This is a genomic window from Rickettsia sibirica 246 (assembly GCF_000166935.1).
Lineage (GTDB): Bacteria > Pseudomonadota > Alphaproteobacteria > Rickettsiales > Rickettsiaceae > Rickettsia > Rickettsia rickettsii.
On record NZ_AABW01000001.1, the window covers coordinates 548,582 to 573,622 of the forward strand.

Here is a 25,041-nt window from a genome sequence, read left to right on the forward strand (position 1 = left end):
CTAAAGTTAATTTAGATGATTGAGATTGAGTAGACACTAGAAGCAGCGGAGGATTTAGCGTATTGGAAAAAATACGATATTAAAAAATATGAACGTATTAAACTTCTAATAAAAAATATCCAAGAAGCACCGGTTACAGGTATAGGTAAGCCCGAATCTTTAAAACATATATTATCAGGTTTATGGTCACGTAGAATTAACCACGAACATAGACTAATATATTCTGTCAATACTAAACAAATTATAATATATAATTGTAGCTTTCATTTAATACGGACTCAAATTATGTCAATTATTTCTACGAGGCTAAGTTCTATAAAACCGTCGCCGACCCTTGCAATCGTTAAAAAAACTCTTGAACTTAAACAAGCGGGAGTTGATATTATCACACTCGGTGCCGGTGAGCCTGATTTTGATACGCCTGACAATATTAAGGAAGCGGCGATTAAAGCTATTAAAGACGGCTTTACTAAATATACTAACGTTGAGGGTATGCCTCTTTTAAAGCAAGCAATAAAAGACAAATTCAAACGTGAAAATAATATAGATTACGAACTTGATGAAATAATAGTAAGCACCGGCGGTAAACAAGTTATATATAATTTGTTTATGGCATCTTTAGACCAAGGGGATGAGGTAATTATTCCAGCACCCTATTGGGTTTCATATCCTGATATGGTTGCACTTAGCACAGGAACACCTGTTTTTGTAAATTGCGGAATTGAAAATAACTTTAAATTAAGTGCAGAAGCTTTAGAACGTTCAATTACGGATAAAACTAAGTGGCTTATTATTAACTCACCTAGTAATCCAACAGGTGCAAGCTATAATTTTGAAGAACTAGAAAATATTGCTAAAGTTTTAAGAAAATATTCACATGTAAACATAATGTCCGATGATATTTACGAGCATATTACTTTTGATGATTTTAAATTTTATACATTAGCCCAAATAGCACCTGATTTAAAAAAGAGAATATTTACCGTAAACGGAGTATCTAAAGCTTATTCTATGACGGGTTGGCGTATAGGCTACGGTGCAGGCTCTAAAACTTTGATTAAAGCAATGACTATTATTCAGTCGCAAAGTACTTCAAACCCTTGTTCAATAAGTCAAATGGCTGCTATTGAAGCATTAAACGGTCCTCAAGATTATATAAAGCCTAATGCTTTAAATTGTCAAAAAAAGCGTGATCTTGCTTTATCAATTTTGAAAAGAGTAAAATATTTTGAATGCTATAAGCCGGAAGGGGCGTTTTACTTATTTGTTAAATGCGATAAAATATTTGGGCATAAAACTAAATCAGGAACAATTATTGCAAATAGTAATGATTTTGCCGAATATTTACTTGAAGAAGCAAAAGTTGCCGTAGTACCTGGTATCGCTTTCGGCTTAGAGGGATATTTTAGAATCTCTTATGCTACTTCTATGGAAGAGCTAGAAAAAGCTTGTATTAGAATTGAGAGAACAATTGATGTCATTCCTGCTTAAGGCTTTACATGGATACCAAATCGTCATTACGAGCAGCCATAGGCTGCGTGACAATTTCGTCAAATATCCTGAGATTGCTTCGTCACTTACTTCGTAATTTCCTCGCAATGACGGAAAAGTTAAAAAGCCACCTAAACCAACAAAAAAATAATGCGGAAAGTTTTTAAAAAATTTTTAAAAAATAATAAATACGTACTTAGTATAATTACTATTTTACTATATTGGTATTTGCGTTTTGTTTACTTTACTTCAAAGCAGAAATTTATATTTTACGATAACGGCAATAAGGAAAAATTCCTAAACGAACAAGGGGTAATCTTTGCATTTTGGCATAATATGCTTGCCTTAAGTCCGTCTATGTTTATAGGACATAGAAATATCTATGCTTTAATATCACCGCATTTAGACGGAAAAATTTTAAACGATCTAGTAGGAAAATTCGGTTGCAGAGTGATAGTAGGTTCTACTAATAAAAATCCAATTGGAGCTTTACGTAATATTATAGGTAAGTTATCTCAAGGTGCAAATATAATAGTCACGCCGGACGGTCCTAAAGGACCGGTATATAAAGTAAATAGCGGTATTACCGAAATTGCCTATAGATATAACACAAAACTTATTACCATAGTCAGCTCCACTTCTAGATGTTTCAGATTAAAAAGTTGGGATAAATTAATAATACCCCTACCGTTTGGTACCATTAAAATCATAGTTGGCTCGCCTTTAGAACTCACAAATGATAAAATACAAAACCATATAAACCTTGAAAAACAATTAGCAAGCTTAACAGAAAGTTTAAAGAAATGATGTTATTATATTATGCTTTAAGCTTTATATTATTACCTGTTTATTTTATCATAATTCTTATACGTTTATTAATAGGTAAAGAAGATATAAGACGCATCCAAGAGCGTTTTGCTATTGGCAAACACAGACAAGACGATTCATTAGACTTCATGCAAACGTCCGCTAATAAAGAGAAATTTAAAGGAGACACTTCACTGCGAACCACAGCGTATACACTAATACGTGAGGATGAAGGGTTAGGATCAACGTATAAATTACCTTTAGAAGCAAGTGATGCACGAAGGCTGATATGGATTAATGCAGCAAGCATTGGCGAGTCTATGGTAGCTTTAACATTAATACATAATATAAGTAAACGCTACCCTGACGTTCGTTTTCTAGTAACTTCTTGGACTAACAGCTCCGCTAAAATATTAACTGCCAAATTACCTAAAATAGCAGTTCACCAATTTTTACCGATAGATAATATTATTTTTACTCGAAAATTTTTAAGAAATTGGCAACCTGATTTAGGCATTTTTATAGAATCGGAATTATGGCCGTGTACTATTAATGAGGGAGCAAAGCAGTGTAAATTACTACTAGTTAATGCTCGTATTTCCGATAAATCGTTTAAAGCTTGGCTACAAAGAAAAAGCTTTTTTCAGCTTATTCTCAAAAATTGCAGTAAAATTATCGTGCAAAGCGAACGTGACTTACAAAAATTCAATGAACTTGGCGTATCAGATGCAGTGAATTTAGGCAATATTAAATTTGCCAACGAAAAACTTCCGGTTAATCAAGACGAGTTATCAAAATTAAGCTTACATTTAGACAATAAGCGAGTCGTGCTATTTGCCAGCACTCACCCCGAAGATGAAGAGGTGATTTTGCCTATAATCAAAAACCTAAAAGAGCAGTTTTTAGACTGCTATATTATCTTAATTCCAAGACATCCTGAGCGAGTTAAATCAATTATCGATAATTGTAAGTCACATAATTTATCCGCTACCGCTAAGTCGCAAAATGATTTACCTGTTTTAAGCGATGATCTTTATATAGTTGATAGGTTCGGCGAAATGGGACTATTTTTTTCTGTAGCTACAATTTCTTTTATCGGCGGTTCTTTTAAACAAGGCGGGCATAATATTTTAGAAGCAGCATATTTCTCTAATTGTATTATATTCGGTCCCGATATGAGCAAAAACACCGATATCGCTAAAGGCGTACTGCAAAATGAAGCAGCTATCCAAATCAAAAACGGTGAAGATTTACTAACTAAACTAACATATCTACTCAGGTCTAATAATGCTCTAGAACTTACAGCTTACCGCGAAAATGCTTTAAAATTTATTAAGGACAACCAAAAAGTCCTAGATGAATATTTAAACGTAATTACGCAGTTTCTTTGATAGAATTTAACTAAAAACTCTTATTCTTCTAAAAGCCCTATAGTAAATTCAGGATCTACGTGACTGATTTCTATACTTCCGTTATTTTCTAGTATTTTCTTATTCAAATACCTATAATACCCACTATTTATAGGCAAAGAACATCATTCACCTTTATAAACGGTTAAGGCCGGATACCATTGGTTATGAAAAATTATAGGTGGGTTTGGCAACGATAACTTATTTAATTTTCCGTCTCTACCGTAATGTATCTTTAAAAAAGCAGGATCTGCTTTAGGCATATTTGCCCCATCAGAATATTTTAAAATTAGCGAAATATCAAAAGTTTCTCCTGTATCTTCTGTAGTATCAGGGACAATCATGCTTCTAAATTCTTTAATCTTAACTATACGCTTGTTATTTAATCTTAATGTTAAGGAAGCTTCAATTGTCTCTTCCAACACAATACCGCACTTATAACCGTTTTCGGTTTTAAATTCTTTTTGAACAACTTTAAGCTTAGTAGGTTCAGAAAATATAAATTTTTCCTTACCGGTGCTGTTAAAAATCACTTCCTGGACCGACGACTTCTATTGTACCGATTGTCACTTTATAAGCGTTTGAAAGGGTTTTAGCTCCAATCTTTGCACTATCTACCAGTTTTTTTCCGTATATTTTAGCCTTTTCTCTTTTAGAGGTAGGAGTATTAGGGGAAGTTTGCTCTAAAGGATCTACACGATTAGTTGTCATCGACTGAGTGGGAGTACTCGTATTACCTCGAGACGAAGGATGCTTTGTTATATAAGTTATTTTACTTTCAGCATCAATACCAAGTACTGCTATTTGTCCACTTCCTATCTTATAGGCGTTTTCTATAATTTTACTTCCTGTGACGGTAACTTTTACTGCCCCTTCTACTGCTTTATAACATGCATAACCGACACATACTATAATAACTTCAAGCAATTCAGCATCATTATCACTATAATTAGCTTGTTCTCCTACGATGCTCTTCGGCAGCATAAATTTGTGCAGCATATTCCTCTTGTGTCCTTGACATAAAATGCTCTTCATTTAAACTAATAATAACAATTAATGTAAGATTTTCTATGATTAAGTCAATATAAATCTTTTATTATAAAGTAAAAAACCGAAAATTATTTATTAATAGATAGTTTTGTAGTTAGAGAGATATTATAAATACGAGTTTAGAATAAGCACTTATCCTAAATTCGCCTTTGTTTGCTTTGAAAAGGTGTGAGTGAGTATTCACGAGTTTTTTACTGTCACCTAGTTCAATTGACCACGGGAAGGTATTATTGCGTGGATAGAAAAACGTATTCGGTGTCATACCGTGGTTTGACCACGGTATTCATAAAAATAACTAGTATTAGGTGTTTTTATATTTTTACTGGATCCCGCGATCAAGTCGCGGGATGACAGGATAGAATTGTGTCTGCACAACAACGCATGCTCACAATGACGATTTGGTATCCACGCGGGAATGACATTGAAGCTATGAAACAAGCCCATTAACCTTGCGTAATGGCAGCTACTTCATCGGCAAAGTTTTTTTCTTCATGTTCTATACCTTCACCAAGTTCGTATCTAATAAATTTGGCAATTTTAATTTCTGCACCGAGTTCTTTTTCAGCATTTTTAATTACTTCCGCAACGGTAAGTTTAGGTTCAAATAAGAAATTTTGCTGAAGTAATACAACTTCCGAGAAGAATTTACGTATTCTACCTTCTACCATTTTTGCTATAATATTATCAGGCTTTCCTTCTTCTTTAGATTTTTCAAAAAATACTTTTCTCTCACGCTCTACGAGTGCTTGATCCAAGCTTGAATCATCTATACTTTGCGGGTTATTTCCTGCTACATGAACAGCAATTTGTTTAGCTAAAGCTTCTAGTTTTGCTTTATCTTTTGCGTTAGACGCAAGACCTACTAATACGGAAATTTTTCCTAAATTCGGTACAACTTCATTATGCACGTACGAACCGATTGCTCCTTCAGATATCTCTAATATATCCATACGACGTAATGTTAAATTTTCACCGATTGTAGCGATATTTTCTATAATTTCTTCTTCAACTGATTTACCACTTTGCATTTTAAATGTTTTTAGCGTGTCTATAGTTTTTGCAATTACTGCAAGATTTGCAATATCTTTAACTAGATCCTGAAACTGCTCATTTCTAGCAACAAAATCCGTTTCGGAATTTACTTCAATTACCACTCCGGTAAGCCCATCAACTTTTGCAGCCGTTAAACCTTCAGAAGCAATGCGTCCGGCTTTCTTTGCAGCAGCAGCTAAACCTTTCTTACGAAGAAAATCAATAGCTTCTTCAAAATTACCGCTGGTTTCTATTAATGCTTTTTTGCAATCCATCATACCTGCACCGGTTTTTTCTCTTAATTCTTTAACTGCTGCAGCACTTATATTTATTTCACTCATACCTTACTTTCTCCTTAATTATTATATTTGGCTTGGGTTGTAGCTCGAAGAACGACCCCGGTGTCACCCCATGGCTTGCTCCTGGGGTCCATAAAAACAATTTAAAATACTAATATTAATAATATTAGTATTTTAAGCTGGATCCCGCGATCAAGTCGCGGGATGACAATGGGAAATCCGATCCATGCAACAACACTTATGCATTATCAGAATTTTTATTTTCATCGGCATCATTTAATGCTTGCTCAAATTCTGTATTTGTCTCTTCATCAATATTTTTCGTTTTAGAGAATTTTTTAGCTTGTTTTAATTTAGAAACATTTTTAGAAGTTAACCCCTTATCTGTATGCTCTTGCATAGCACCCATATCAACTCCTGAAGCTTTCATTGATTCTTCAAGTCCTTGTAATGCCGCATCTGCAAATAAACTACAATAAAGTCTTATTGATCTTATAGAATCATCATTACCCGGAATAGGATAATCTACATTATCAGGATTAGAATTAGTATCAACTACTGCAACTATAGGAACATTAAGCTTTACCGCTTCATTAATTGCGATATGCTCTTTATTAGTGTCAATAACTACTAGAAGATCAGGTTTAGAATTAAGATTTCTAATACCAGCAAGAGATAGAAGTAATTTATCTTTCTTACGGCTCATATTGAGTATCTCTTTCTTAGTATAACCCATAAGTGCTTCTTCGTTTTCTAAGGTTTTATCTAACTTATTTAGCTTTTCTATTGAACCCGCAATAGTTTTCCAGTTAGTTAGCATACCACCAAGCCATCTATGATTTACGTAATACTGCCCGCATTTTTCGGCATATTCCGCTATAATATCGCTTGCCTGTATTTTAGTACTTACAAATAATATTTTACCGTCTTTTTTTACAGTTTCATATATTGCATTCAAAGCAACGCTCATTAAAGCGACACTTTGTCTTAAATCGATTATATGAACATCATCACGTTCACCATATATATAAGATGCCATTTTAGGATTCCAGCGTGAGGTCTTGTGACCGAAATGCACGCCCGCATCTAATAATGCTTTAATGTTAACAGATGGTATTTTTGACATTTTTAAATTCTCCTAATTGTTAGTTTATACCTCCGTAAGATGTCCATTCTAATGAACTAACATATATCTTACGTGTGAATTTTTTGCTTAAGTTTTGGATAATCGTCATTACGAACAGCCGTAGACTGCGTGGCAATCTCATCAAATATCCTGTGAGATTGCTTCGTCAATTATTACATAATTTCCTCGCAATGACGACTTACAAGCCCATAAATTATATACGCATATTGCGTAATTTACAAGCTTTTATTCTTTTCGCCAAATAGTAGTACCATCAGATCGATCTTCTAGAATTATTTTTTCCTCTAATAACTGGTTACGAATTTGATCGGCTAATAACCAATTTTTTTGTTTTTTTGCTTCCAAACGCTTATTTACAAGCTCATTTACATAGAGTTCATCCACACCGCTATTAAACCACTCGTGTGGAGTCTTATTCATTAAACCAATAAAATTAGCACAAGTAATAATAGCAGAGGCGTTAAGCTGCCTTTCTTCTTCAGTTTTAGAACTAAAAACACCTTTAGCGTAGTCATTAATGATTTTAACGGCAAGCGGCGTATTCATATCATCAAGTAAGCTTTGCATGAAATCATGAGGTAAATCTATTTTCTGCACATTAATATTTTCTATAGCTCTATACCAATAATCTAAAGTTTTCTTAGCATCTTCTATAGCTTTATCATTATAATCAAGAGGACGCCTATAGTGACTACTTAATAAAAATAACCTTACTACTTCTCCTTGAATTTGTTTATTCATTAAATCCCTTACAGTAATAAAATTACCAAGAGATTTACTCATTTTCTCACCGTTAACCGTTAGAAACCCATTATGTACCCAATATTTAGCATAGGTAGAACTTGGAAAAGCACATCTACTTTGAGCAATCTCATTGGTATGATGCGGAAAGATTAAATCTGCTCCGCCGCCGTGAATATCAAAATTCTCACCTAAATATTTGTAGCTCATGGCTGAACATTCAATATGCCATCCAGGGCGACCAAGTCCCCAGGGGCTTTCAAAATTCATATTTGCCGATTCATTTTGCTTTGCCGGTTTCCATAATACAAAATCTTGTGGATTTTTTTTGGTTTTACTATTTTCTACATGCACTCCCTCAAACATTTCTTCTAAATTTCGGTTAGATAATTCCGTATAATTTGGCGCTGATAAAACATCAAAATAAACATGATTATCAGCAATATATGCGTGATCTTTTGCTATTAAGCGTTCTATTATTGCGATCATTACATCAATATGCTTTGTAGCTTTCGGCTCAATACTAGGTAGCATACAACCTAAATATGCCATATTTTTATGAAACTCTTTCGTAACTTTATCAGTCAACTCATCAATAGTAACACCAAGTAGTGCAGCTCTATCGATAATTTTATCGTCAACATCCGTAATGTTACGTACATATTTTACTGCCTTCTCACCGAATATTTTTATAACTATACGATAAAGTAAATCATATACTACTCCCGACCTACTATTGCCTATATGAGGATTATAATAAACAGTCGGTCCACATACATACATTTTTACGTTAGCTTGATCTTGAGGATTAAAAACCTCTTTAGTACGACTAAGAGTGTTATATAAGTGAAATTGAATTTGCATATTTTATATTTACCAAAAACTGAAGTACATTTCTTTCAAAAGTAGTATTACATACTCCTTTTGAAAAAAGTTTAAAATTCGGAGTATACATTAGCTTGTGATATATTAAACACATTTTGGCTAAAAAATTTATTGGTTAACAAAAATTAGTCATTAATAGTTCACATAAGTTAACAAAAATTATATAATCCGGCTCGTTTGTATTTAAAAAATAATAACTAATCGAGGTTTGAATGAATCTACAAAATTCCCACTCAAAAAAATATGTTTTAACTTTTTTTATGTCAACATGTTTGTTGACTAGTAGCTTTTTAAGTACAAGTGCTAGAGCGGCAAGCTTTAAAGATTTAGTTAGTAAAACCCCGGCATGGGAAAAGCACAATTCAACACAGCAACAAAATATTTGGAAAGATTTGACTCCAAATGAAAAAATCAAAAAATGGCAAGAAGCAGCTTTAGTTCCTAGTTTTACTCAAGCACAAAATGATCTAGGAATAAAGTATAAGGAAACAGATTTATCAAGTTTTTTAGATAATACTAGACATAAAGCAAGACAAGCAAGAGCTGAAATTTTATTATACATCGAAAGAGTAAAACAACAGGATTTTGATACAAAAAAACAAGAATATATTAATCAAGGTGTAGTTCCTACAGATATAGAAGCAGCAACAAATCTTGGAATAAGTTATGACCCTAGCAAAATAGACAATAATGTAGAACACGATCAAAAGGTACGTCGTGCAGAAAAAGACAAAAAAGCAGTAATCGAACTATATATCAGCTCAATAAACAGAGATATTAAATACAAACATTATGTTGATAATGATATTATCCCTGAAATGCAAGAAGTAAGGACTGCTCTTAACATGAATAAAGATGAGGCACAATCTTTTGTTGCTTCAATAAGAACTGAAATTATGGAAAACGCAAAGGGACAATATATAGCCGATAGCCATATTCCTACAGAAAAAGAGTTAAAAAAGAAGTTTGGTATATCTCGTGATGATAATAGAGACGGCTATATTAAGTCAATAAGACTTAAAGTTATGGACAAAGAAAAGCCACAATATATAGCCGATAGCCATATTCCTACAGAAAAAGAGCTAGAGCAGAAATTTGGTGCTGATAAAGGTGAGGCAACAAACTATATCGCATCAATAGCAACTCAGATGATGCTTGGTAAAAAATCGTACTATATAGATAATAATATTATCCCTAACGCTGACGAATTAATGAATGAATTTAAGATAGGGCCAGTAAAAACAGCTTCTTATATAAACCAAATAAGAGCCGGAATAGAAGCAAACCAGTTTCTAAACAACAATGATACTACTAAACCATCTACCGGACGCTCTCAAAAAAAGAGCGGAAGCAAAAACGACCATTGGTATATGTCAAATCAAAGTATACATAATACAGGAACATCTTCACGGATTTTCACGGGTAGAGAAAAGAAACAACGATATTTTTTTGATCCTATAAGTACTTTTAAAACTCACTTTAATACTAAAGCAAATAAGGGTAATTTAACGCAGTCTCAACACAGTATAAATAGAATAATACAACAAGAAGAAAATATTGAAGAATTTAAAAATCTTATTAAAACAGATCCTATAATAGCATTAACTCTTCAAGTAGATAGTAGTTATAAACAAGAAGCAGTAACGACTATCTTAAGTGATTTTAATGATGATACTATTCAAAGGGTATTATTTAGCAATGATAAGGGACAATTAGATTTCAATACCAATATTGACGTTAAAAATAGACCTATTTTACAAGAATTACTAGAAAATAGTTCTTCTGAAGAAAAAACTAAATTTGCTGAAAGAATTCAAGACTATGCAACACGAAATATATCTAATAGTCAATTTGAAGAAAAGGCACGATTAGATCTTATCAAACTAGCAGCAAGTAAAGATAAGAGTTCAGTAGAAAACTTTTTAACTCTGCAATTAGAGTTAAAAAACATAATGCAACCCTATATTGTAAACAGCGTCTATATTTTAACACCAGAAATAGTAAAAGAAATAAATATAGAACTAAAAAATAAAGGGCTAATAAGAGATAGTTTAACTAAAGACTATATGATTAAACTAGCAAAAGAAGTAAGTAACCACACATTAAATTCAGTAATTAAAGTAATATTATCTGATAGTAACATACTCAGCAATGAAACCAATAAAATTTTAGGGTTAGCAGTAGGTAATAATGCAAATAATTTAGAACAAACACAAAGCGGCATTCCGAATCCACCACCTCTACCGCTAAATGGGGGTATTCCAAATCCGCCTCCTCTACCGCTAAACGGAAGCATGCCACCACCACCACCCTTACATTCTCAAGGCTTTAGTAGCAACTCTAAACATTTTGATTTAAATCAGTTACAAACAGAATATCCTCACATACATTCATTATATATTCAGTTTACTCACAATACTACTGTTCAATCAAAAGCACCACTTCAACCTACAGCTTCTAGTGCAACCAGCACAGTCAGAAGCACGCCAGAGACAGCTTATGCCAAACTATATGCAGAATATAGAACTGAGACAGGAGGTACAAAAGCTAATGATTTACAAGATCAGCTTATAAAAAGACAAGCTGATCTTACAAATGTTATACGTCAAATATTAACAGAATCATACGCCAACCAAGGAGCTGACGAGAAAACTCTTTTAAATTTATTTAGCATTTCAACCCCTGAAATCGCAGAAAAAGCTAAAGAAGCTTTTAACACCCTTGCTCAAGACCAGTATATAAAAGATATAACCGTAAATGGTAAGAAAACAATAACAAGCGAAGAGATAATTAAAAATCTTTTCAATGAAGACACTGATGATGCAGTAAAACGTATTTTATTATCGTCATGTAAAATATCTGAAGAATTAAAGAGACCTATTAAACTTCAATTCAATCAATCAGAATTGATTAGAGAGTTACAGGGCAAACAAAATCCGTTTGAACAATTAGAATTTGCCTATATTAATGCAAAAAACTTCGATCAAGATATATTTGGCAATAGAGTCGACGAGTTAATTAACAACCCTAATATATTAACTATAGTACAACAAGCTACTTTTTTAATAACAGAAGATACAAACTTAAGAAAAACAATTAATTCTGATCAAGCACAGGCTAAACTTGATGATTTAAGAACAGCTATTTTAAGCACAATAAAATTTGAAGAATTAATTACAGCAAATTTACCTCAACATGATTTTATTGCTATAGTAAAGGAAAAAGACCCCGAATTATTAAAAGAATTTTTAAAAGCTACTACTCTCAAAGTAACAGGTAATAATAATTTAGATCAATTAAGATTAGCTTTGCCTTCATTTAAAGGCATGAGCAATGAACAAATAAGAATTCTTTCTAATAAATTAAAGATGCCTATAATATTAAAAGCTCTTAAAGAGTGCTCGCAAGAAAAAGCTACAAAATACATACATACCGGAAACATGCCACCACCGCCACCGCCACTGCCTGATTCACAAGATTTGGAATTAGCTTATCTAACAAGTTTAGGGATTACTAAATTCAATGCAAATACATCTACTTTAAAAACAACTCCAAAAACTTATCACTTTAGCTCCGATATAGCTTTAAGATATAAAGAATTTACTTTATCAGGACAAAAATCAGCAGGATATAAAGCAAAATACTCCGATGCCGATTTATTGAAAAAAGCTATAGTGGAATCAGTAGCATTTGAGCATTCAAAAAATTTATCTAAAGCTCATCAAAATAATAAGTATTTTGAACAAATCCAAGAAGCAGTCGACACTATGTACTCTAGCTTTATAGGTCCTAGAACTGAAATAGGACAAAAAATACATAATATTTATACTTCTAAACTTTTGGAATTAACAAAAGATAAAGAATTTATTAAATATGTTGAAGATAATATTATACTTAGCAAAAAATTAACGGAGGCGTTTACTTCCGCTGACTCTGATTTTATAGATTCTAGAACTGGACTAGGACAAAAAATACATGATATTTATATACAGCAATTGACAAAATATCCAGAGGAAGAGGTAAAAGAGGCATTTAATACTGCTAACCCTGATTTTATAGGTCCTAGAACTGAAATAGGGCAAGAAGTACATAATATTTATAAATCTCAACTTTTAGAGTTAACAAAAGATCAAGAATTGTCTCTATTTACTCAACAAGTACTAGCAGAGTCTACTGAACTAGAACGAAAATATGGTAGTGATATTCAATCAGGAAATAGTAACAATGAAAAGAAAGTAGGGCGTTTAGATCAGGAAAAATTACAATCATTCAAACAAGAAAACGAAGCTACAAATGACGCATCCTCAACAAAGGATGATACACAACCTGAAGATAGCAATAAAAAGTCAGAGCAATCTGATTCAAAAACCGCTTTATCACCGAGATTATTGAGTTCTAACGATAGCAAAAATGATAAATCATCAGATGACAAAAAATCACTTCTAGCATTAAGATCTAGTGATGAAGACGATACAGGGTATGCAACTGATGAAGAAGAATTAGAAGAAAGCAATAGCACCACTAACGAAGAATTAGAAGAAAGCAATAGCACCACTAACGAAGAATTAGAAGAAAGCAATAGCACCACTAACGAAGAATTAGAAGAAAGCAATAGCACCACTAACGAAGAATTAAAAAAAGATGTAGTTTTAGAAAGCGAAGATGAAGCTATCGATGTGTCATTCAAAACTGAAGCAATTACAGAACAAGATGAGGTGACACAGAGACAACAGATATCTGATGATACTAGTGGGAAAGTAGCAATATTAGTTCAGGCGACTTCAACTCTTCACAAACCTGTTCACTATAATATAAATGATAGATTAACGGTTGCTGCAATAGGGGCCGGTGATGAAGAAACTAGTATAAACAGAGGGGTATGGATTAGCGGCTTATACGGCATCAACAAACAAAGAATTTGGAAGAATATTCCAAAATATCAAAATCGTACAACCGGCATAACCATCGGGATTGATGCTGAATTCATCAATAGTCATGATGTTATAGGAATAGCTTATAGCCGTTTGGAATCCCAAATTAAATATAATAAAAAACTAGGGAAAACAACAGTTAACGGTCATCTTTTAAGCATTTACAGTCTAAAAGAACTAATTAAAGGTTTCTCATTGCAGACTATAACATCTTACGGTCATAATTATATTAAGAATAGATCTAAAAATATTAATAATATAATTGGAAAATATCAAAACAATAATTTAAGTTTTCAAACTTTATTAAATTATAAATATCGTACAAAATACGATTTACATTTTATTCCTAATATCGGTTTTCAATATGATTATTCAAGAGCTAGCAACTATAAAGAGTATAATGTAGATATAGAAAATCTCATGATTCAAAAGAAATCAAATCAATTATTTGAAAGTAGCCTTGGCGGTAAAATAGTGTTTAAGCCTATAGTGACCACAAACAATATAGTATTAACACCAAGTTTGTATGGTAATATTGAGCATCACTTCAATAATAAAAATACAAAAGTTAATGCAAAAGCGACTTTTAAAGGACAAACATTACAAGAAACAATTATTACACTAAAACAACCTAAGCTTGGATATAATATTGGTAGTAATATACTTATGAGTAGAAAAAATATCAATGTTCTACTTGAGTATAATTATTATACGCATAGAAAGTATCAAAGCCATCAAGGACTTATTAAACTAAAAGTCAATTTGTAAATCACCAATAGAAAATTTAAATAAGGATAAGCTTTTCCTAAGAGCTTATCCTTTCTTAATGAATAAACTTATTAACCAAACTCCTGCATAGAATACTGGAGTACTAAATATAGTAAAAAATAAAATGAATAGCTATTAAGTACAAGATGACCTAATTGGTCAATTGTAATTGGTATAAGGAAAAATATTAAATAAGCTCATAATACCAATTACAATAAAAGTATCGATAAATAAAGAAATTGCCGTACTAAAATTATTTCTGATCCATAAATAGATATTAATATCAACAAGTTGAGCTATATAACAGACAAAAGTTGATACTAAAAAAGATATTAGTAGCTTCCAATTTATCCATGAGACTTATTATTAAAACTACTATTATATTAAAAATAATAGCAAGCTTTACACAAAAATTGGCTCTTTCTTTACCGTAAAACTCAGCTATTAAATCCGTTAATAAAAAAGTTAACGGGTAAAAAATTGCTCCTATAGATAATTCAAGAATATAAAAATTAAAAATATTAAGGTAAACAAATTTTTGCTATATTAAGTTTCCTACTATAATAAGGACTGTAAAAAACGTACATAAAATGATATAAATTTTTTCTTTTATATTAAATTCTATAGACATTTCTAAAATTATTTTAGGTGCAAAAATATTGCTGTACTCTAATAATATATATTGGGAGTTCTGAAAACTATACTAAATTCTCTGATGTCATGCCATTGATCCATAGGTGTTGTTACATGACTCCTGTTATGTCATTCCCGCAAAAGCAGGAATCCAGTACTTTTATCTGTCACCCCGTGGCTTGACCACGGGGTGACACAGTGGATTTTACCGATCCACACAACAATACCAACAAAGGTAGACAATGACAAGTATGAGAGATATTACTAAGATAAAACTGTAACTATTTAGCTATAGGTAAACTATTTTCTGCTTGATTTTCTTCAATTTCATTAATCTTAGAAACTAAATCAGATTTCTTTTTTGAGGAAAGGTTAGCAAGTACTATTGCATTTATTAAAAATAATGTTGTAAGTATTATAGTGCTTTTAGTAAGAAAATTACCGACTGTTTTAGCACTGACTACTCCCATATTATTACCGCCGCTTATACTACTAATTCCATCCGATCCACTACGCTGCATCAGAATAACTATAATTAGCAATATTGCAATAGTAATATGTACAAAAAGAAGAATGTCTATCATATAATAAAATAATCGTTACCGTATTTTAAATGTAAATCATACATTAGTTTTATATTATTTGCAACTTAGCTTTTAAAATAAACATAATACTATAATAGTATCTGACAGAAACTAGACTAAAATCAGCATATGAGTTTTTCAAGAAAGGTTAAAAACTCACAAAGCTTAGGATGTGTGGTGGTGCTACTAGGGGGAATCGAACCCCCGACCTCTTCATTACCAATGAAGTGCTCTACCCCTGAGCTATAGTAGCAAGATTATTTCAAACCCTTTTTGCCACATATTTTTCATTAAATCAAGAAAAATTTTGGAAATTCGTTTACTCTTTACAAAAAAGCTCTTATTCGATCTCTTCATTCGCTCCACTTATATGTACCCCATCATAAGATGCTACTGTAGTTTCATTAGCATGCATCCCAAATTCTTTCTGTAAATAATCACTTAAAATCTTTAGTGTTGTTTCTTTGGTTGGGCATGCTTTTTATTATCTTGTACTAACTTGTGTAATTTGGGTATCTCTTCTGCAGTAACAAGCCTCATTGCCAAACAACCATTTTCTTCTTATTGTAGAAGGTCAGCCGTTACACTCGTAGTAACTCTATGACATGTACCGAATAAGTCTAGATCTATCCTTGAAATTGCTTCGTCACTAGTTACTGCTTTAAAAGTTCTGGAATGATTGATGTATCCTCAGAAATACTGGCAAAGACTAATCCCTTTTCAGTTATTTTATGTTCACAAGCATCGCCATAGTAATAACTCTTTTAAAGACTACAATTTTGTTATTAAATTCAACTAGGTTTGCAGGTTTTGTAATTTTTTTCATATTTTATCTAAACTTCTATTTTTGTAAAAAAATAAGGCAATCAATGCAAAAATACAGCTTAATATGACATAATAAACTGCTGAGGTTACATGCCCTGTTTTGTGTAGTAAATATTCAAAGACAAGAGGCGTAGTACCACCAAAAATACTTGTAGCAGTGTTATATGAAATAGAGAGAGCAGTGTTACGTATATTTGTAGGATACAATTCTGCTTGTAATGCCGGTTCAGGACCGATATAGCTAGCAGCAAGTATAGCAAGTATCAATTGTGAGATAATTACACTTGTGAAGGCTCCATGCTCAAAATTATTAAGTAAAAATGGCGTTGTTACAATAATTATTATCAGATTAATTACAAAAATTTTCCTGCGACCTATAATATCGGATAGATAACCACTTAATAAAGTTACGGCTATCATAATCACGTAACACACGCTAGCAAGGCTATTTACCTCATTTTCAGTAAAGTTGCGGCTGATTTTTAAAAACGATACCAAGTAAATTGTAGTGAGATAGAATATTATCGAACCGGGAGCATTGATAAAAATCGAGATTAATATATCAAACCAATAATTGGTAATGACTTTTTTTAACGGTGATTGTAAAATCTTTTTCTGCTCTCTTAGATTTTTAAAATTCGGTGTTTCGTGTGTATTTTTTTTAATATAAAATGCTGCAAAAAGAATAAAAAAACCAAGTAAAAAAGGTATTCTCCAGCCAAAACTATCAAATTGTAAAGCTGTTAGGATATTCTTAACGATATAAGAAACAAAAGAACCAAGCAATAAACCGGAGCATATACTAGACATTGAAATACTACCGGTGAAGCCTTGGTGTTTATGACTAGTATGCTCAATAACAAAGGAAATAGAGCCGGTCAAAACTCCCCCCATTGATAATCCTTGTAGAATTCGTACACAAATCATTAATATAGTCGCAGTTATACCGATAGTATGGTAAGTTGGTAATATTCCTATTAATACGGTTGGGGCAGACATGCAAAATAACGCACTAGTTAAGGCTACTTTGCGTCCAAATCTATCACCGATAACACCAAAAAATATGCCGCCCAACGGTCTTGCCAAATAACCTATAGCAAATACTAAAAAAACTTGCAGTAAAGAAGTATTAGCATCATCATTTGGAAAAAATTTTGTTCCTATTATGGGTGCAAAATAACCGAATAATACATAATCATACCATTCAAAAGTGTTAGCGATACCGCTTGAAAATACCAGTTTACTGCGATTCATGTTTTCTATTCATAGCTTTTTTTTCGGAATATATTATAAACAAGGTGGTAGGAATTATTATTACTGCTCCATGAAGTGTGCTTTTATCAGGAAATTCGTTAAATATGAAATATGCCGCTATTACCGAAATCACCAGCTCTAAATATCTATAAGGAGCGGTAGCGGTTGCATCTACCATAGAAAAAGCTTTAAGCAGAAAGAATAATATTAAGCTTCCGCTACTACCGAGTACAAACAATAAAGCTAATTCAAAACTACTAGGAGTTAGCCAATACTGCGATGCTACAGGTAACGACACTATAGCAGTTACTATTGCCGAATAAAATAGCATGCTAATCATCGATTCTTTTATTACGAATTTTTTATTAATAATATCAAGCATAGCAAATGAAATAGCGGCTAATACAAAATACAAAATTTCTGGGTTAAAATCCTCGGCATGCGGTTTAAGAGTAACAACAAGTCCTATAAATCCTACTACGGTAACTACCCATCTTGGCCAAATAATATTTTCGTTCAGAAAAAATACGGCAAGTATTAAAGTAAATAAAGGAATAGAAAAACTTACGACTGTTGCAGTAGTAACGGGAGCTATGGTAAGACCGTAAGTCCAAGAAGTCATACCGAAAAATAATAATAACCCTCTTAATATATGTACAAAAGGACGACTTGTTTTTAAAGTATTTTTACCATAATAAACAACAAAAGGTAGTAAAACTATGCTACTGAAAAAGAAGCGGAAAAAAGCTACTTCAAAGCTATGTAAACGAGTCCCAAGATATTTAGATATTACATCATTGGCACTACTACTTACTAAACTAAGTAAAAACCAACCTATACCGGTTAAATATGTTTTTAATGCATCATTCATTAATATGTTCCAATAATTTCTATAATTTTACTTAAATGTCTTGACTTTTAGCATAAAAGAATTCTATCTTTTATGACAATGGTATAAATATATAAACAAAAATTTTATATAATAATACGGTAATCAATTTTAAGCAAGTAAAGGTTATAATTATATGTTAAGAATAGTGAAAAAATTAGGGATAATTTTGTTTGTATCCACCATAAGTATTAATAGTTTTGCTAAAAGTATGTATGATGATGTAGACTCTGCTTCTGACTATGATAGTACACCGTATTACGAAAACGAAGGCAGTTTAGTTTTCAAGATGCGTCTAGGAGGTGTTGTTTCAAGTGCTAAGCAAAAAGGATTACCTACTCCTACCTCTCCTCAACCTGTTTCAGTAGGAGAAGTGGCAAAAAACGGTTATGGAGGTGATGCGTCCACTACTATATTCTTTAATAATTATTTAGCTACTGAATTATCACTTGGCTTTAATGTTTTACGCACTAAATATACATCCCTTGCAGCCGTTGCTCATAATTATGGCGTTGATAATGTTAAACTAGGAAAAAATAAACCTATTCATATGATTCCTGCAACAATTACCGGACAATTTCATATAGCTCCTTACGGTGGAATAAGACCATATATAGGTATAGGTTATCACGGTTCTTATATGCTTACTCAAGCTACCGGTCTTAAAATTAGAAACGGACACGGTGCCGTAGGACAAATAGGTGTAGATTTTTATGCTAAAGACGATACTTTAATCAATATTGACGTAAGACAATTTTTCTTAAATCCTAAACTTGAGTATAAACCGAATTTAGTAGGTAATAAAACCATGACCTCTAAAGTTAAACTTAATCCTTTAATAGTTTCTATAGGTATAGGATTTACTTTTTAGCCTTGTTGCATGGTTCTTGAAGCGTATTTGTCATCCCGCGACTTGATTATCGCGGGATCCAGTTTTTTTATTTTTTTTGGATACCGTGGTCAAGCCGCGGTATGACACTAAATAGCTAATAATATAAATATACATTCACCTATGTCCCTACAAATTATCCAGTTATTATACTTAGTTGCGGCTGTTTGCTTTATTCTATCACTCAAATTCTTATCCTCACAGAAACAAGCACATCTAGGCAGTACCATAGGTATTTTGGGGATGGCGATAGCAGTCATCGTTACTTTTTTCCTACCGGATTTTACTCATAAATTACCCATTATAGCAACCATCTTATTAGGTGCTGTAATCGGCGGGATTATCGCACTTAAAATCTCCATGACGGCAATGCCTCAATTAGTAGCGGGATTTCACTCTTTTGTCGGTCTTGCTGCGGTATTTGTAGCTTATGCTACAGTACTTGCTCCTGAAAATTTTTCTATAGGAATAGCAGGAAGTTTACCGATTAATGCATTAATAGAAATATCAGTAGGCGTCTCTATCGGTGCTTTAACTTTTAGCGGTTCGATTATAGCTTTTCTAAAACTACAAGGCTTAATGAAAAGTAGCCCGTTAAAATTCTACGGTCAACAATATATATGCTTATTAACGGCAATAATATTGGTTATTCTAGTAATATCGTTTATTCGTTCAGAGAATATATTTTTATTTAATCTAATAGTCTTTTTATCACTGTTAATTGGAGTATTACTAATAATACCGGTAGGCAGTGCAGATATGCCTGTTATAGTCTCAATGCTAAATTCTTATTCAGGTTTTGCGGCAGCAGGTATAGGCTTTACGCTTAGCAATAGCCTACTTATTATTACTGGAGCATTAGTCGGTAGTAGCGGAGCTATACTTAGCTATATAATGTGCAAAGCGATGAATCGCTCATTAATTAAGGTTATTTTTGGGGCGTTTTTGCCTGCACCTACTGGAATTAACAAGGATATAGACGACGATAAAATAGCAAAAACAAGCTGCCCTGAAGATGCGGCACATTTACTACTTAATACATCATCGGTGATAATTGTTCCCGGTTACGGTATGGCAGTAGCCCAATCTCAGCATATCATAAAAGAGATGGTTGATATATTAGAACGTTCAGATATTAATGTACGTTTTGCCGTACATCCGGTAGCAGGTAGAATGCCGGGGCATATGAATGTTTTACTTGCAGAAGCTAATATAGATTATGAGAAAGTACTTGAGCTTGAAGAAATTAATAGAGATTTTGCTACCACTGACGTAGTGCTTGTGATTGGTGCAAATGACGTAACTAATCCTGCTGCTAAAAATGATCCGAACAGTCCAATTTATGGTATGCCGGTACTCGATGTCGAAAAAGCACGTACGATTTTGTTTATTAAACGTTCTATGGCATCAGGATATGCAGGTATAAAAAATGCGCTATTTTATCACGATAATACTTTTATGTTATTCGGCGATGCTAAGAAAGTAGTTGAGGAGATAGTTAAGTTTCTAAATGAAGATTGACTTAAATAACTCTATTTGTTATAACTTCTTAAATTAAGCCAAAAAACAATTATCATGAATTCACAAAAAACATTACCGCTTCTGCCAAAAGCCACGGCTATATGGTTAATTGAAAATACTTCTTTAACTTTTAAACAAATTGCCGATTTTTGCGGTATTCATGAATTTGAAATAAAAGGTATGGCTGACGGTGAAGTAGCACAATCTATAAACGGTTTAAATCCAATTGCAAACGGTCAGTTAACTTTAGAGGAAATTGAGCGTTGCAGTAAAGATCCTAATGCTAATTTACAAATTTCATATAGCCCTGCTTATGAATTGATGAAAAATCAGAAAAAAAAACGTGCTAAATACACTCCTATAGCAAGACGTCAAGATAAACCGGATGCTATATATTGGTTATTGTCTAATTATCCGAACATCCAAGACCATCAAATAATTAAATTAATAGGTACTACTAAAATTACTATAGATGCTATTAGAACCCGTAGCCATTGGAATATGAATTCTATTCGTCCTCGTGATCCCGTATTACTGGGGATCTGTAGTCAAATAGACCTAAATAAAATAGTAGAAAGCCTAAAGCCTCCACAAAATCCTACAAAAGAATCATAAAATTATACTAACTGCTATCCTGCGAAAAGCTTGCTTACGTGAATTATTTTTGATTGTTACCCCGCCTTGATCAGCGTTATTGCGTGGCTTGTTTATGTCATTCCTGTATAGTCAGAACATTGCTGGATAGACCGGTAAAATCCACTGTGTCAAGCCACGGAATGACAACGGATGCGTTTTTCAATCCACACTGACAATACTTTTCGCACAAACGGATTTTTTTATGGATTAGAAAAGTGATTATTGCCTAATAAATCGTTTATCGCTAGGTAAAGTATAACTTTTATCGGTAGAACGATAGGGACAAATATCAATGCCTCCACGCCTAGCATATACTATATAAATAGAAAGAAAATCAGGACTTATAGCATTTTTAATATCTGTAAAAATACGCTCAGCACACTGCTCTGCAAACTCATTACAATTTCTAAAAGATATTAAATATTTCAGAAAAGAATCATATTTTAACTTTTTTCCTTTATATTTTATAACGATTGTACCCCAATCCGGTTGACCGGTTACTAGGCAATTTGATTTAAGTAAATTAGAATTAATCTCTTCTTCTACCAAAACATCTTCATACTCAATTAAACTATTATCGGGTGCACCGTAATTATTGCATACTATATCTAAATCATCGATATTTTTACCGCTTGGAACACCAAATTCTACTTTTGTATTTATAGGAAATATACGTCCTGTTACTTTAGCGTGTGTAACATTACTTAGATCCTGCAAGATAATTCTTTCTAGTTCTTTTACTGATTCAACAACAAAGTTATTAAAAGAATTTAGATATAATTTAAATGATTTTGATTCTACTATATTTTCAGAATCCGTCGGTATATAAAAAGTGCCTACTCCAACCCATGGCTTACCGTTCTTATTAAGACAAGATAGTTCATATGTATTCCAAACATCTACACCATAAAACGGAAGATTATTACTATTTATTCCAAGTTCGTTTCGATTATTTATACGTGGAATTTTAAATAATAAAGTTACATCATAACTATCTTTATAAGTACTTTTTTTACCAAGTAAAGAAGTAGATAAAGGCATTAATTATGCTCCTTGTGCTAAAATTTCTTTTTGTTGTAACTCATCATATTCTTTTAGCATATAACCACGTCCCCATACTGTGTCGATATAATCTCTACCACAGGCAGCATCACTTAACTTTTTACGAAGTTTACAAATAAATACGTCAATAATTTTCATTTCTGGTTCATCAACACTACTATATAAGTGATTTAAGAACATTTCTTTAGTTAAGATAGTTCCTCTTCGGAGTATTAATAGCTCTAAAATAGCATATTCTTTGTTCGTCAAATGTACTTTTTTGCCGTCAACTTCTACACTTCTAGTATCTAGGTTTACGCTAACCTTATCAAACCTAAATACTGATGCTGCATGACCTTTAGAACGTCTAACTATAGCTTTAATTCTAGCAATTAATTCCTCTCTCACAAACGGCTTGGTTAGATAATCATCGGCTCCGGAAGAGAAACCAGTAATCTTTTGATACGTATCCGTTAAGCTAGATAAAATTAAGATTGGGGTTTTTATTTTTGCAGCACGCAATCTTAGTAATATCTCAACACCATTAATATCCGGTAACATAAGGTCTAAGATTACTAGATCATAACCACCAACTTTACCAAGTCTTAAACCTTCTACACCAACTGAAGCTTTATCGCAAACTATCCCTTCTGAAGCTAAAGTTAGTTCAATTAAGTTAGCCATTTTCGGCTCGCCTTCAATTAACAAAACTCTCATTATTTTTCTCCATAAAATTCAATTTTTATATTGTGCTATAATTTAATTACAGTTAATTATTGTTAACTAAATTATAATTTTTTATCTAGTGCTTTATACATTCATTAATAACATAAGTAAAGAATATTTAATCAAATTGATAAAATTTTTACTATCAAGTTCTATCTGTGGTTTAAAAACCATGGCGTTTAAAATGAAATTTATTAAATAATTAAATGATTTTCTTAGTTTTGATGCTCTGACATTTTCTTATGATATAAGGCACCAAAATCTATAGGATCAATCATTAAAGGCTGGAATCCTGCATCTTGAGTACAGCTAGCTATAATTTTTCTGGCAAATGGAAATATCATTGCCGGACAATGAACGGATAATAAAACCGGATGTTGTTCAGAATCAATATTAATTAAATTAAATACTCCAGCATATTTTAATTCTATCTGAAATAATTTATATTTCTCATTTCTTGCAATTGCCTCGATATTTAACTCTACTTCATAGAAATTTTCTTCCGATAAATTAGTAATATTTATATCTAGAGATAAATCAATTTGAGGGCGTTGATCCAAAGCCGCAAGAGAAGACGGGGCAGAAGGGTTCTCAAGAGATAAATCTTTTATATATTGTGCATTAACGGAAATATGCGGCATTGTCTCATTAGTATCAGTGTTTATTGTACTCATAAAAATCCTTATTAAAAATTTAATATAATTTTCTACACAAAAAAGTTATGTTAGCGGTAAAGTTACGCCTACTTGTTTCATATATTTTCCTTGGCGATCGGCATATGAAGTATCACAAATTTGATCACTCTTTAAAAATAAAAATTGACAAGCTCCTTCATTTGCATATATTTTAGCAGGTAATGGAGTAGTATTAGAAAACTCTAAAGTTACATGTCCTTCCCACTCCGGTTCTAACGGAGTCACATTTACTATTATACCGCATCTTGCATAAGTAGACTTGCCGACACAAATAACTAATACATCACGCGGTATTTTAAAATATTCTATAGTTCTGCCAAGGGCAAAGCTATTAGGTGGGATAATACACACATCTACTTCTCTATCAACTAAATTATATTCACTGAAATTTTTTGGATCAACCGTAGTAGAATTTATATTGGTGAATATTTTAAATTCATTAGATACTCTAGCATCATAGCCGTAAGAAGATAAGCCGTAAGAAATAATCTTTTCTTTATTATGCACTCTTACCTGCTTTTCCGCAAAGGGCCTTATCATACTGTGATTTATAACAGCCTCTTTTATCCACTTATCTGACATTATAGCCATAATCAAAACTTGATTTAATTAGTAAACTAATGATTATAAATCATAATTATTTACAATACAAAATTTTTCTTTAAAACTATAAGTCTGAGACTATTTGAATAATGATAGTGATAATAATACAACCTTATATACTTAAAATTAAATTATTACAAATTAAAATAGTTTTTTATTGTCAATTCTGAAAAGTATTATTATAT

Annotated in this window: 19 protein-coding genes, 1 tRNA gene and 3 pseudogenes; 8 read left to right on the top strand and 15 right to left on the bottom strand. The window is 32.3% G+C overall.

Translation table 11 applies throughout. The annotated features are described in order from the left end of the window. Positions 1–15: 15 nt before the first annotated feature. From RSIB_RS10225 to waaA, 4 genes and pseudogenes are all read left to right on the top strand, one after another. A pseudogene (locus tag RSIB_RS10225) lies at positions 16–276 on the top strand (Txe/YoeB family addiction module toxin); the annotation flags it as partial. A gap of 9 nt (positions 277–285) precedes the next feature. Continuing rightward, a complete protein-coding gene (locus RSIB_RS03165; RefSeq protein WP_004996751.1) occupies positions 286–1,491 on the top strand; it encodes a pyridoxal phosphate-dependent aminotransferase in 1,206 nt (401 codons plus the stop codon). A gap of 150 nt (positions 1,492–1,641) precedes the next feature. Beyond that, a complete protein-coding gene (locus tag RSIB_RS03160; protein ID WP_004996752.1) occupies positions 1,642–2,298 on the top strand; it encodes a lysophospholipid acyltransferase family protein in 657 nt (218 codons plus the stop codon). Then, a complete protein-coding gene (waaA, locus tag RSIB_RS03155; RefSeq protein WP_016728037.1) occupies positions 2,295–3,689 on the top strand; it encodes a lipid IV(A) 3-deoxy-D-manno-octulosonic acid transferase in 1,395 nt (464 codons plus the stop codon). The genes RSIB_RS03160 and waaA overlap by 4 nt, the downstream gene beginning before the upstream one ends. A 143-nt stretch (positions 3,690–3,832) precedes the next feature. Here the strand turns inward: waaA and RSIB_RS03150 are convergent, their stop codons facing one another. The 5 genes from RSIB_RS03150 to cysS form a co-directional block, all read right to left on the bottom strand. After that, positions 3,833–4,240, bottom strand: coding sequence for a Sca4 family protein (locus tag RSIB_RS03150; RefSeq protein WP_004996756.1), 408 nt, complete (start codon positions 4,238–4,240; stop codon positions 3,833–3,835). Continuing rightward, entirely contained in the window at positions 4,230–4,706 is a 477-nt protein-coding gene (locus RSIB_RS06905; protein WP_237737616.1) for a hypothetical protein, read from the bottom strand. The genes RSIB_RS03150 and RSIB_RS06905 overlap by 11 nt, the downstream gene beginning before the upstream one ends. 494 nt (positions 4,707–5,200) lie before the next feature. Beyond that, a complete protein-coding gene (gene tsf / locus RSIB_RS03140) occupies positions 5,201–6,130 on the bottom strand; it encodes a translation elongation factor Ts (protein WP_004996761.1) in 930 nt (309 codons plus the stop codon). Positions 6,131–6,326: 196 nt separating this feature from the next. Then, entirely contained in the window at positions 6,327–7,214 is an 888-nt protein-coding gene (gene rpsB, locus RSIB_RS03135) for a 30S ribosomal protein S2 (protein WP_004996764.1), read from the bottom strand. 246 nt (positions 7,215–7,460) lie between these two features. Beyond that, positions 7,461–8,840 (bottom strand): cysteine--tRNA ligase, encoded by a 1,380-nt coding sequence (cysS, locus tag RSIB_RS03130; RefSeq protein ID WP_004996768.1) that lies wholly within the window; start codon positions 8,838–8,840, stop codon positions 7,461–7,463. Between the two features lie 233 nt (positions 8,841–9,073). Here cysS and RSIB_RS03125 point away from each other — a divergent pair, with 233 nt between their 5' ends. Further along, the gene (locus RSIB_RS03125; RefSeq protein WP_208853722.1) at positions 9,074–14,560 is read left to right on the top strand and encodes an autotransporter outer membrane beta-barrel domain-containing protein; all 5,487 of its coding nucleotides are present in this window, start codon (positions 9,074–9,076) and stop codon (positions 14,558–14,560) included. 45 nt (positions 14,561–14,605) lie between these two features. Here the strand turns inward: RSIB_RS03125 and RSIB_RS10450 are convergent. The 6 genes and pseudogenes from RSIB_RS10450 to RSIB_RS03110 all read right to left on the bottom strand — a co-directional run bounded on the left by RSIB_RS10450 (position 14,606) and on the right by RSIB_RS03110 (position 18,727). Then, positions 14,606–15,191: pseudogene (locus RSIB_RS10450) on the bottom strand (VUT family protein). 283 nt (positions 15,192–15,474) lie between these two features. Next, positions 15,475–15,777 carry a preprotein translocase subunit SecG gene (gene secG, locus RSIB_RS03120; protein ID WP_004996773.1) on the bottom strand — a complete coding sequence of 101 codons (303 nt, stop codon included), beginning with the start codon at positions 15,775–15,777 and terminating at the stop codon, positions 15,475–15,477. 178 nt (positions 15,778–15,955) lie between these two features. Then, positions 15,956–16,030, bottom strand: a tRNA-Thr gene (locus tag RSIB_RS06045). A gap of 87 nt (positions 16,031–16,117) precedes the next feature. Next, a pseudogene (locus RSIB_RS07760) lies at positions 16,118–16,323 on the bottom strand (hypothetical protein). 276 nt (positions 16,324–16,599) lie between these two features. Continuing rightward, the gene (locus tag RSIB_RS03115) at positions 16,600–17,856 is read right to left on the bottom strand and encodes an MFS transporter (RefSeq protein WP_004996774.1); all 1,257 of its coding nucleotides are present in this window, start codon (positions 17,854–17,856) and stop codon (positions 16,600–16,602) included. Continuing rightward, positions 17,843–18,727, bottom strand: coding sequence for a DMT family transporter (locus RSIB_RS03110; protein WP_004996775.1), 885 nt, complete (start codon positions 18,725–18,727; stop codon positions 17,843–17,845). Before RSIB_RS03110 ends, RSIB_RS03115 begins: the two co-directional genes overlap by 14 nt. A gap of 154 nt (positions 18,728–18,881) precedes the next feature. Between RSIB_RS03110 and RSIB_RS03105 the strand changes: the two genes are divergently transcribed. The 3 genes from RSIB_RS03105 (at position 18,882) to RSIB_RS03095 (ending at position 21,770) form a co-directional block, all read left to right on the top strand. After that, positions 18,882–19,616 (top strand): OmpW family outer membrane protein, encoded by a 735-nt coding sequence (locus tag RSIB_RS03105; protein WP_004996776.1) that lies wholly within the window; start codon positions 18,882–18,884, stop codon positions 19,614–19,616. A gap of 141 nt (positions 19,617–19,757) precedes the next feature. Continuing rightward, complete coding sequence (locus RSIB_RS03100) at positions 19,758–21,155, top strand: NAD(P)(+) transhydrogenase (Re/Si-specific) subunit beta (RefSeq protein WP_016728042.1); 1,398 nt, start codon at positions 19,758–19,760, stop codon at positions 21,153–21,155. A 54-nt stretch (positions 21,156–21,209) separates the two neighbouring features. Then, a complete protein-coding gene (locus RSIB_RS03095; RefSeq protein ID WP_004996783.1) occupies positions 21,210–21,770 on the top strand; it encodes a DUF1013 domain-containing protein in 561 nt (186 codons plus the stop codon). Positions 21,771–22,010: 240 nt separating this feature from the next. Here the strand turns inward: RSIB_RS03095 and queF are convergent, their stop codons facing one another. From queF to dcd, 4 genes are all read right to left on the bottom strand, one after another. Then, positions 22,011–22,832, bottom strand: a complete 822-nt coding sequence (gene queF, locus RSIB_RS03090; RefSeq protein ID WP_004996784.1) for an NADPH-dependent 7-cyano-7-deazaguanine reductase QueF — start codon at positions 22,830–22,832, stop codon at positions 22,011–22,013. 3 nt (positions 22,833–22,835) lie between these two features. Continuing rightward, positions 22,836–23,549, bottom strand: coding sequence for a response regulator transcription factor CtrA (gene ctrA, locus RSIB_RS03085; RefSeq protein ID WP_004996786.1), 714 nt, complete (start codon positions 23,547–23,549; stop codon positions 22,836–22,838). Positions 23,550–23,773: 224 nt separating this feature from the next. Continuing rightward, on the bottom strand, positions 23,774–24,232 hold the full coding sequence (secB, locus tag RSIB_RS03080) for a protein-export chaperone SecB (RefSeq protein WP_004996787.1): 459 nt from the start codon (positions 24,230–24,232) through the stop codon (positions 23,774–23,776). Between the two features lie 45 nt (positions 24,233–24,277). Next, positions 24,278–24,844, bottom strand: coding sequence for a dCTP deaminase (gene dcd, locus RSIB_RS03075; RefSeq protein WP_004996797.1), 567 nt, complete (start codon positions 24,842–24,844; stop codon positions 24,278–24,280). Positions 24,845–25,041 lie beyond the last annotated feature (197 nt).

Excerpts from the sequence above, each read along its gene's own strand:
- RSIB_RS03115 (WP_004996774.1), bottom strand. The coding sequence starts at position 17,856 with ATGAATCGCAGTAAACTGGTATTTTCAAGCGGTATCGCTAACACTTTT.
- queF (WP_004996784.1), bottom strand. The coding sequence starts at position 22,832 with ATGCCTTTATCTACTTCTTTACTTGGTAAAAAAAGTACTTATAAAGAT.
- rpsB (WP_004996764.1), bottom strand. The coding sequence starts at position 7,214 with ATGTCAAAAATACCATCTGTTAACATTAAAGCATTATTAGATGCGGGC.
- RSIB_RS03095 (WP_004996783.1), top strand. The coding sequence starts at position 21,210 with ATGAATTCACAAAAAACATTACCGCTTCTGCCAAAAGCCACGGCTATA.
- RSIB_RS06905 (WP_237737616.1), bottom strand. The coding sequence starts at position 4,706 with ATGCTGCACAAATTTATGCTGCCGAAGAGCATCGTAGGAGAACAAGCT.
- secB (WP_004996787.1), bottom strand. The coding sequence starts at position 24,232 with ATGAGTACAATAAACACTGATACTAATGAGACAATGCCGCATATTTCC.
- waaA (WP_016728037.1), top strand. The coding sequence starts at position 2,295 with ATGATGTTATTATATTATGCTTTAAGCTTTATATTATTACCTGTTTAT.
- tsf (WP_004996761.1), bottom strand. The coding sequence starts at position 6,130 with ATGAGTGAAATAAATATAAGTGCTGCAGCAGTTAAAGAATTAAGAGAA.
- cysS (WP_004996768.1), bottom strand. The coding sequence starts at position 8,840 with ATGCAAATTCAATTTCACTTATATAACACTCTTAGTCGTACTAAAGAG.
- RSIB_RS03110 (WP_004996775.1), bottom strand. The coding sequence starts at position 18,727 with ATGAATGATGCATTAAAAACATATTTAACCGGTATAGGTTGGTTTTTA.
- dcd (WP_004996797.1), bottom strand. The coding sequence starts at position 24,844 with ATGGCTATAATGTCAGATAAGTGGATAAAAGAGGCTGTTATAAATCAC.
- RSIB_RS03165 (WP_004996751.1), top strand. The coding sequence starts at position 286 with ATGTCAATTATTTCTACGAGGCTAAGTTCTATAAAACCGTCGCCGACC.
- RSIB_RS03125 (WP_208853722.1), top strand. The coding sequence starts at position 9,074 with ATGAATCTACAAAATTCCCACTCAAAAAAATATGTTTTAACTTTTTTT.
- secG (WP_004996773.1), bottom strand. The coding sequence starts at position 15,777 with ATGATAGACATTCTTCTTTTTGTACATATTACTATTGCAATATTGCTA.
- ctrA (WP_004996786.1), bottom strand. The coding sequence starts at position 23,549 with ATGAGAGTTTTGTTAATTGAAGGCGAGCCGAAAATGGCTAACTTAATT.
- RSIB_RS03100 (WP_016728042.1), top strand. The coding sequence starts at position 19,758 with ATGTCCCTACAAATTATCCAGTTATTATACTTAGTTGCGGCTGTTTGC.
- RSIB_RS03160 (WP_004996752.1), top strand. The coding sequence starts at position 1,642 with ATGCGGAAAGTTTTTAAAAAATTTTTAAAAAATAATAAATACGTACTT.
- RSIB_RS03105 (WP_004996776.1), top strand. The coding sequence starts at position 18,882 with ATGTTAAGAATAGTGAAAAAATTAGGGATAATTTTGTTTGTATCCACC.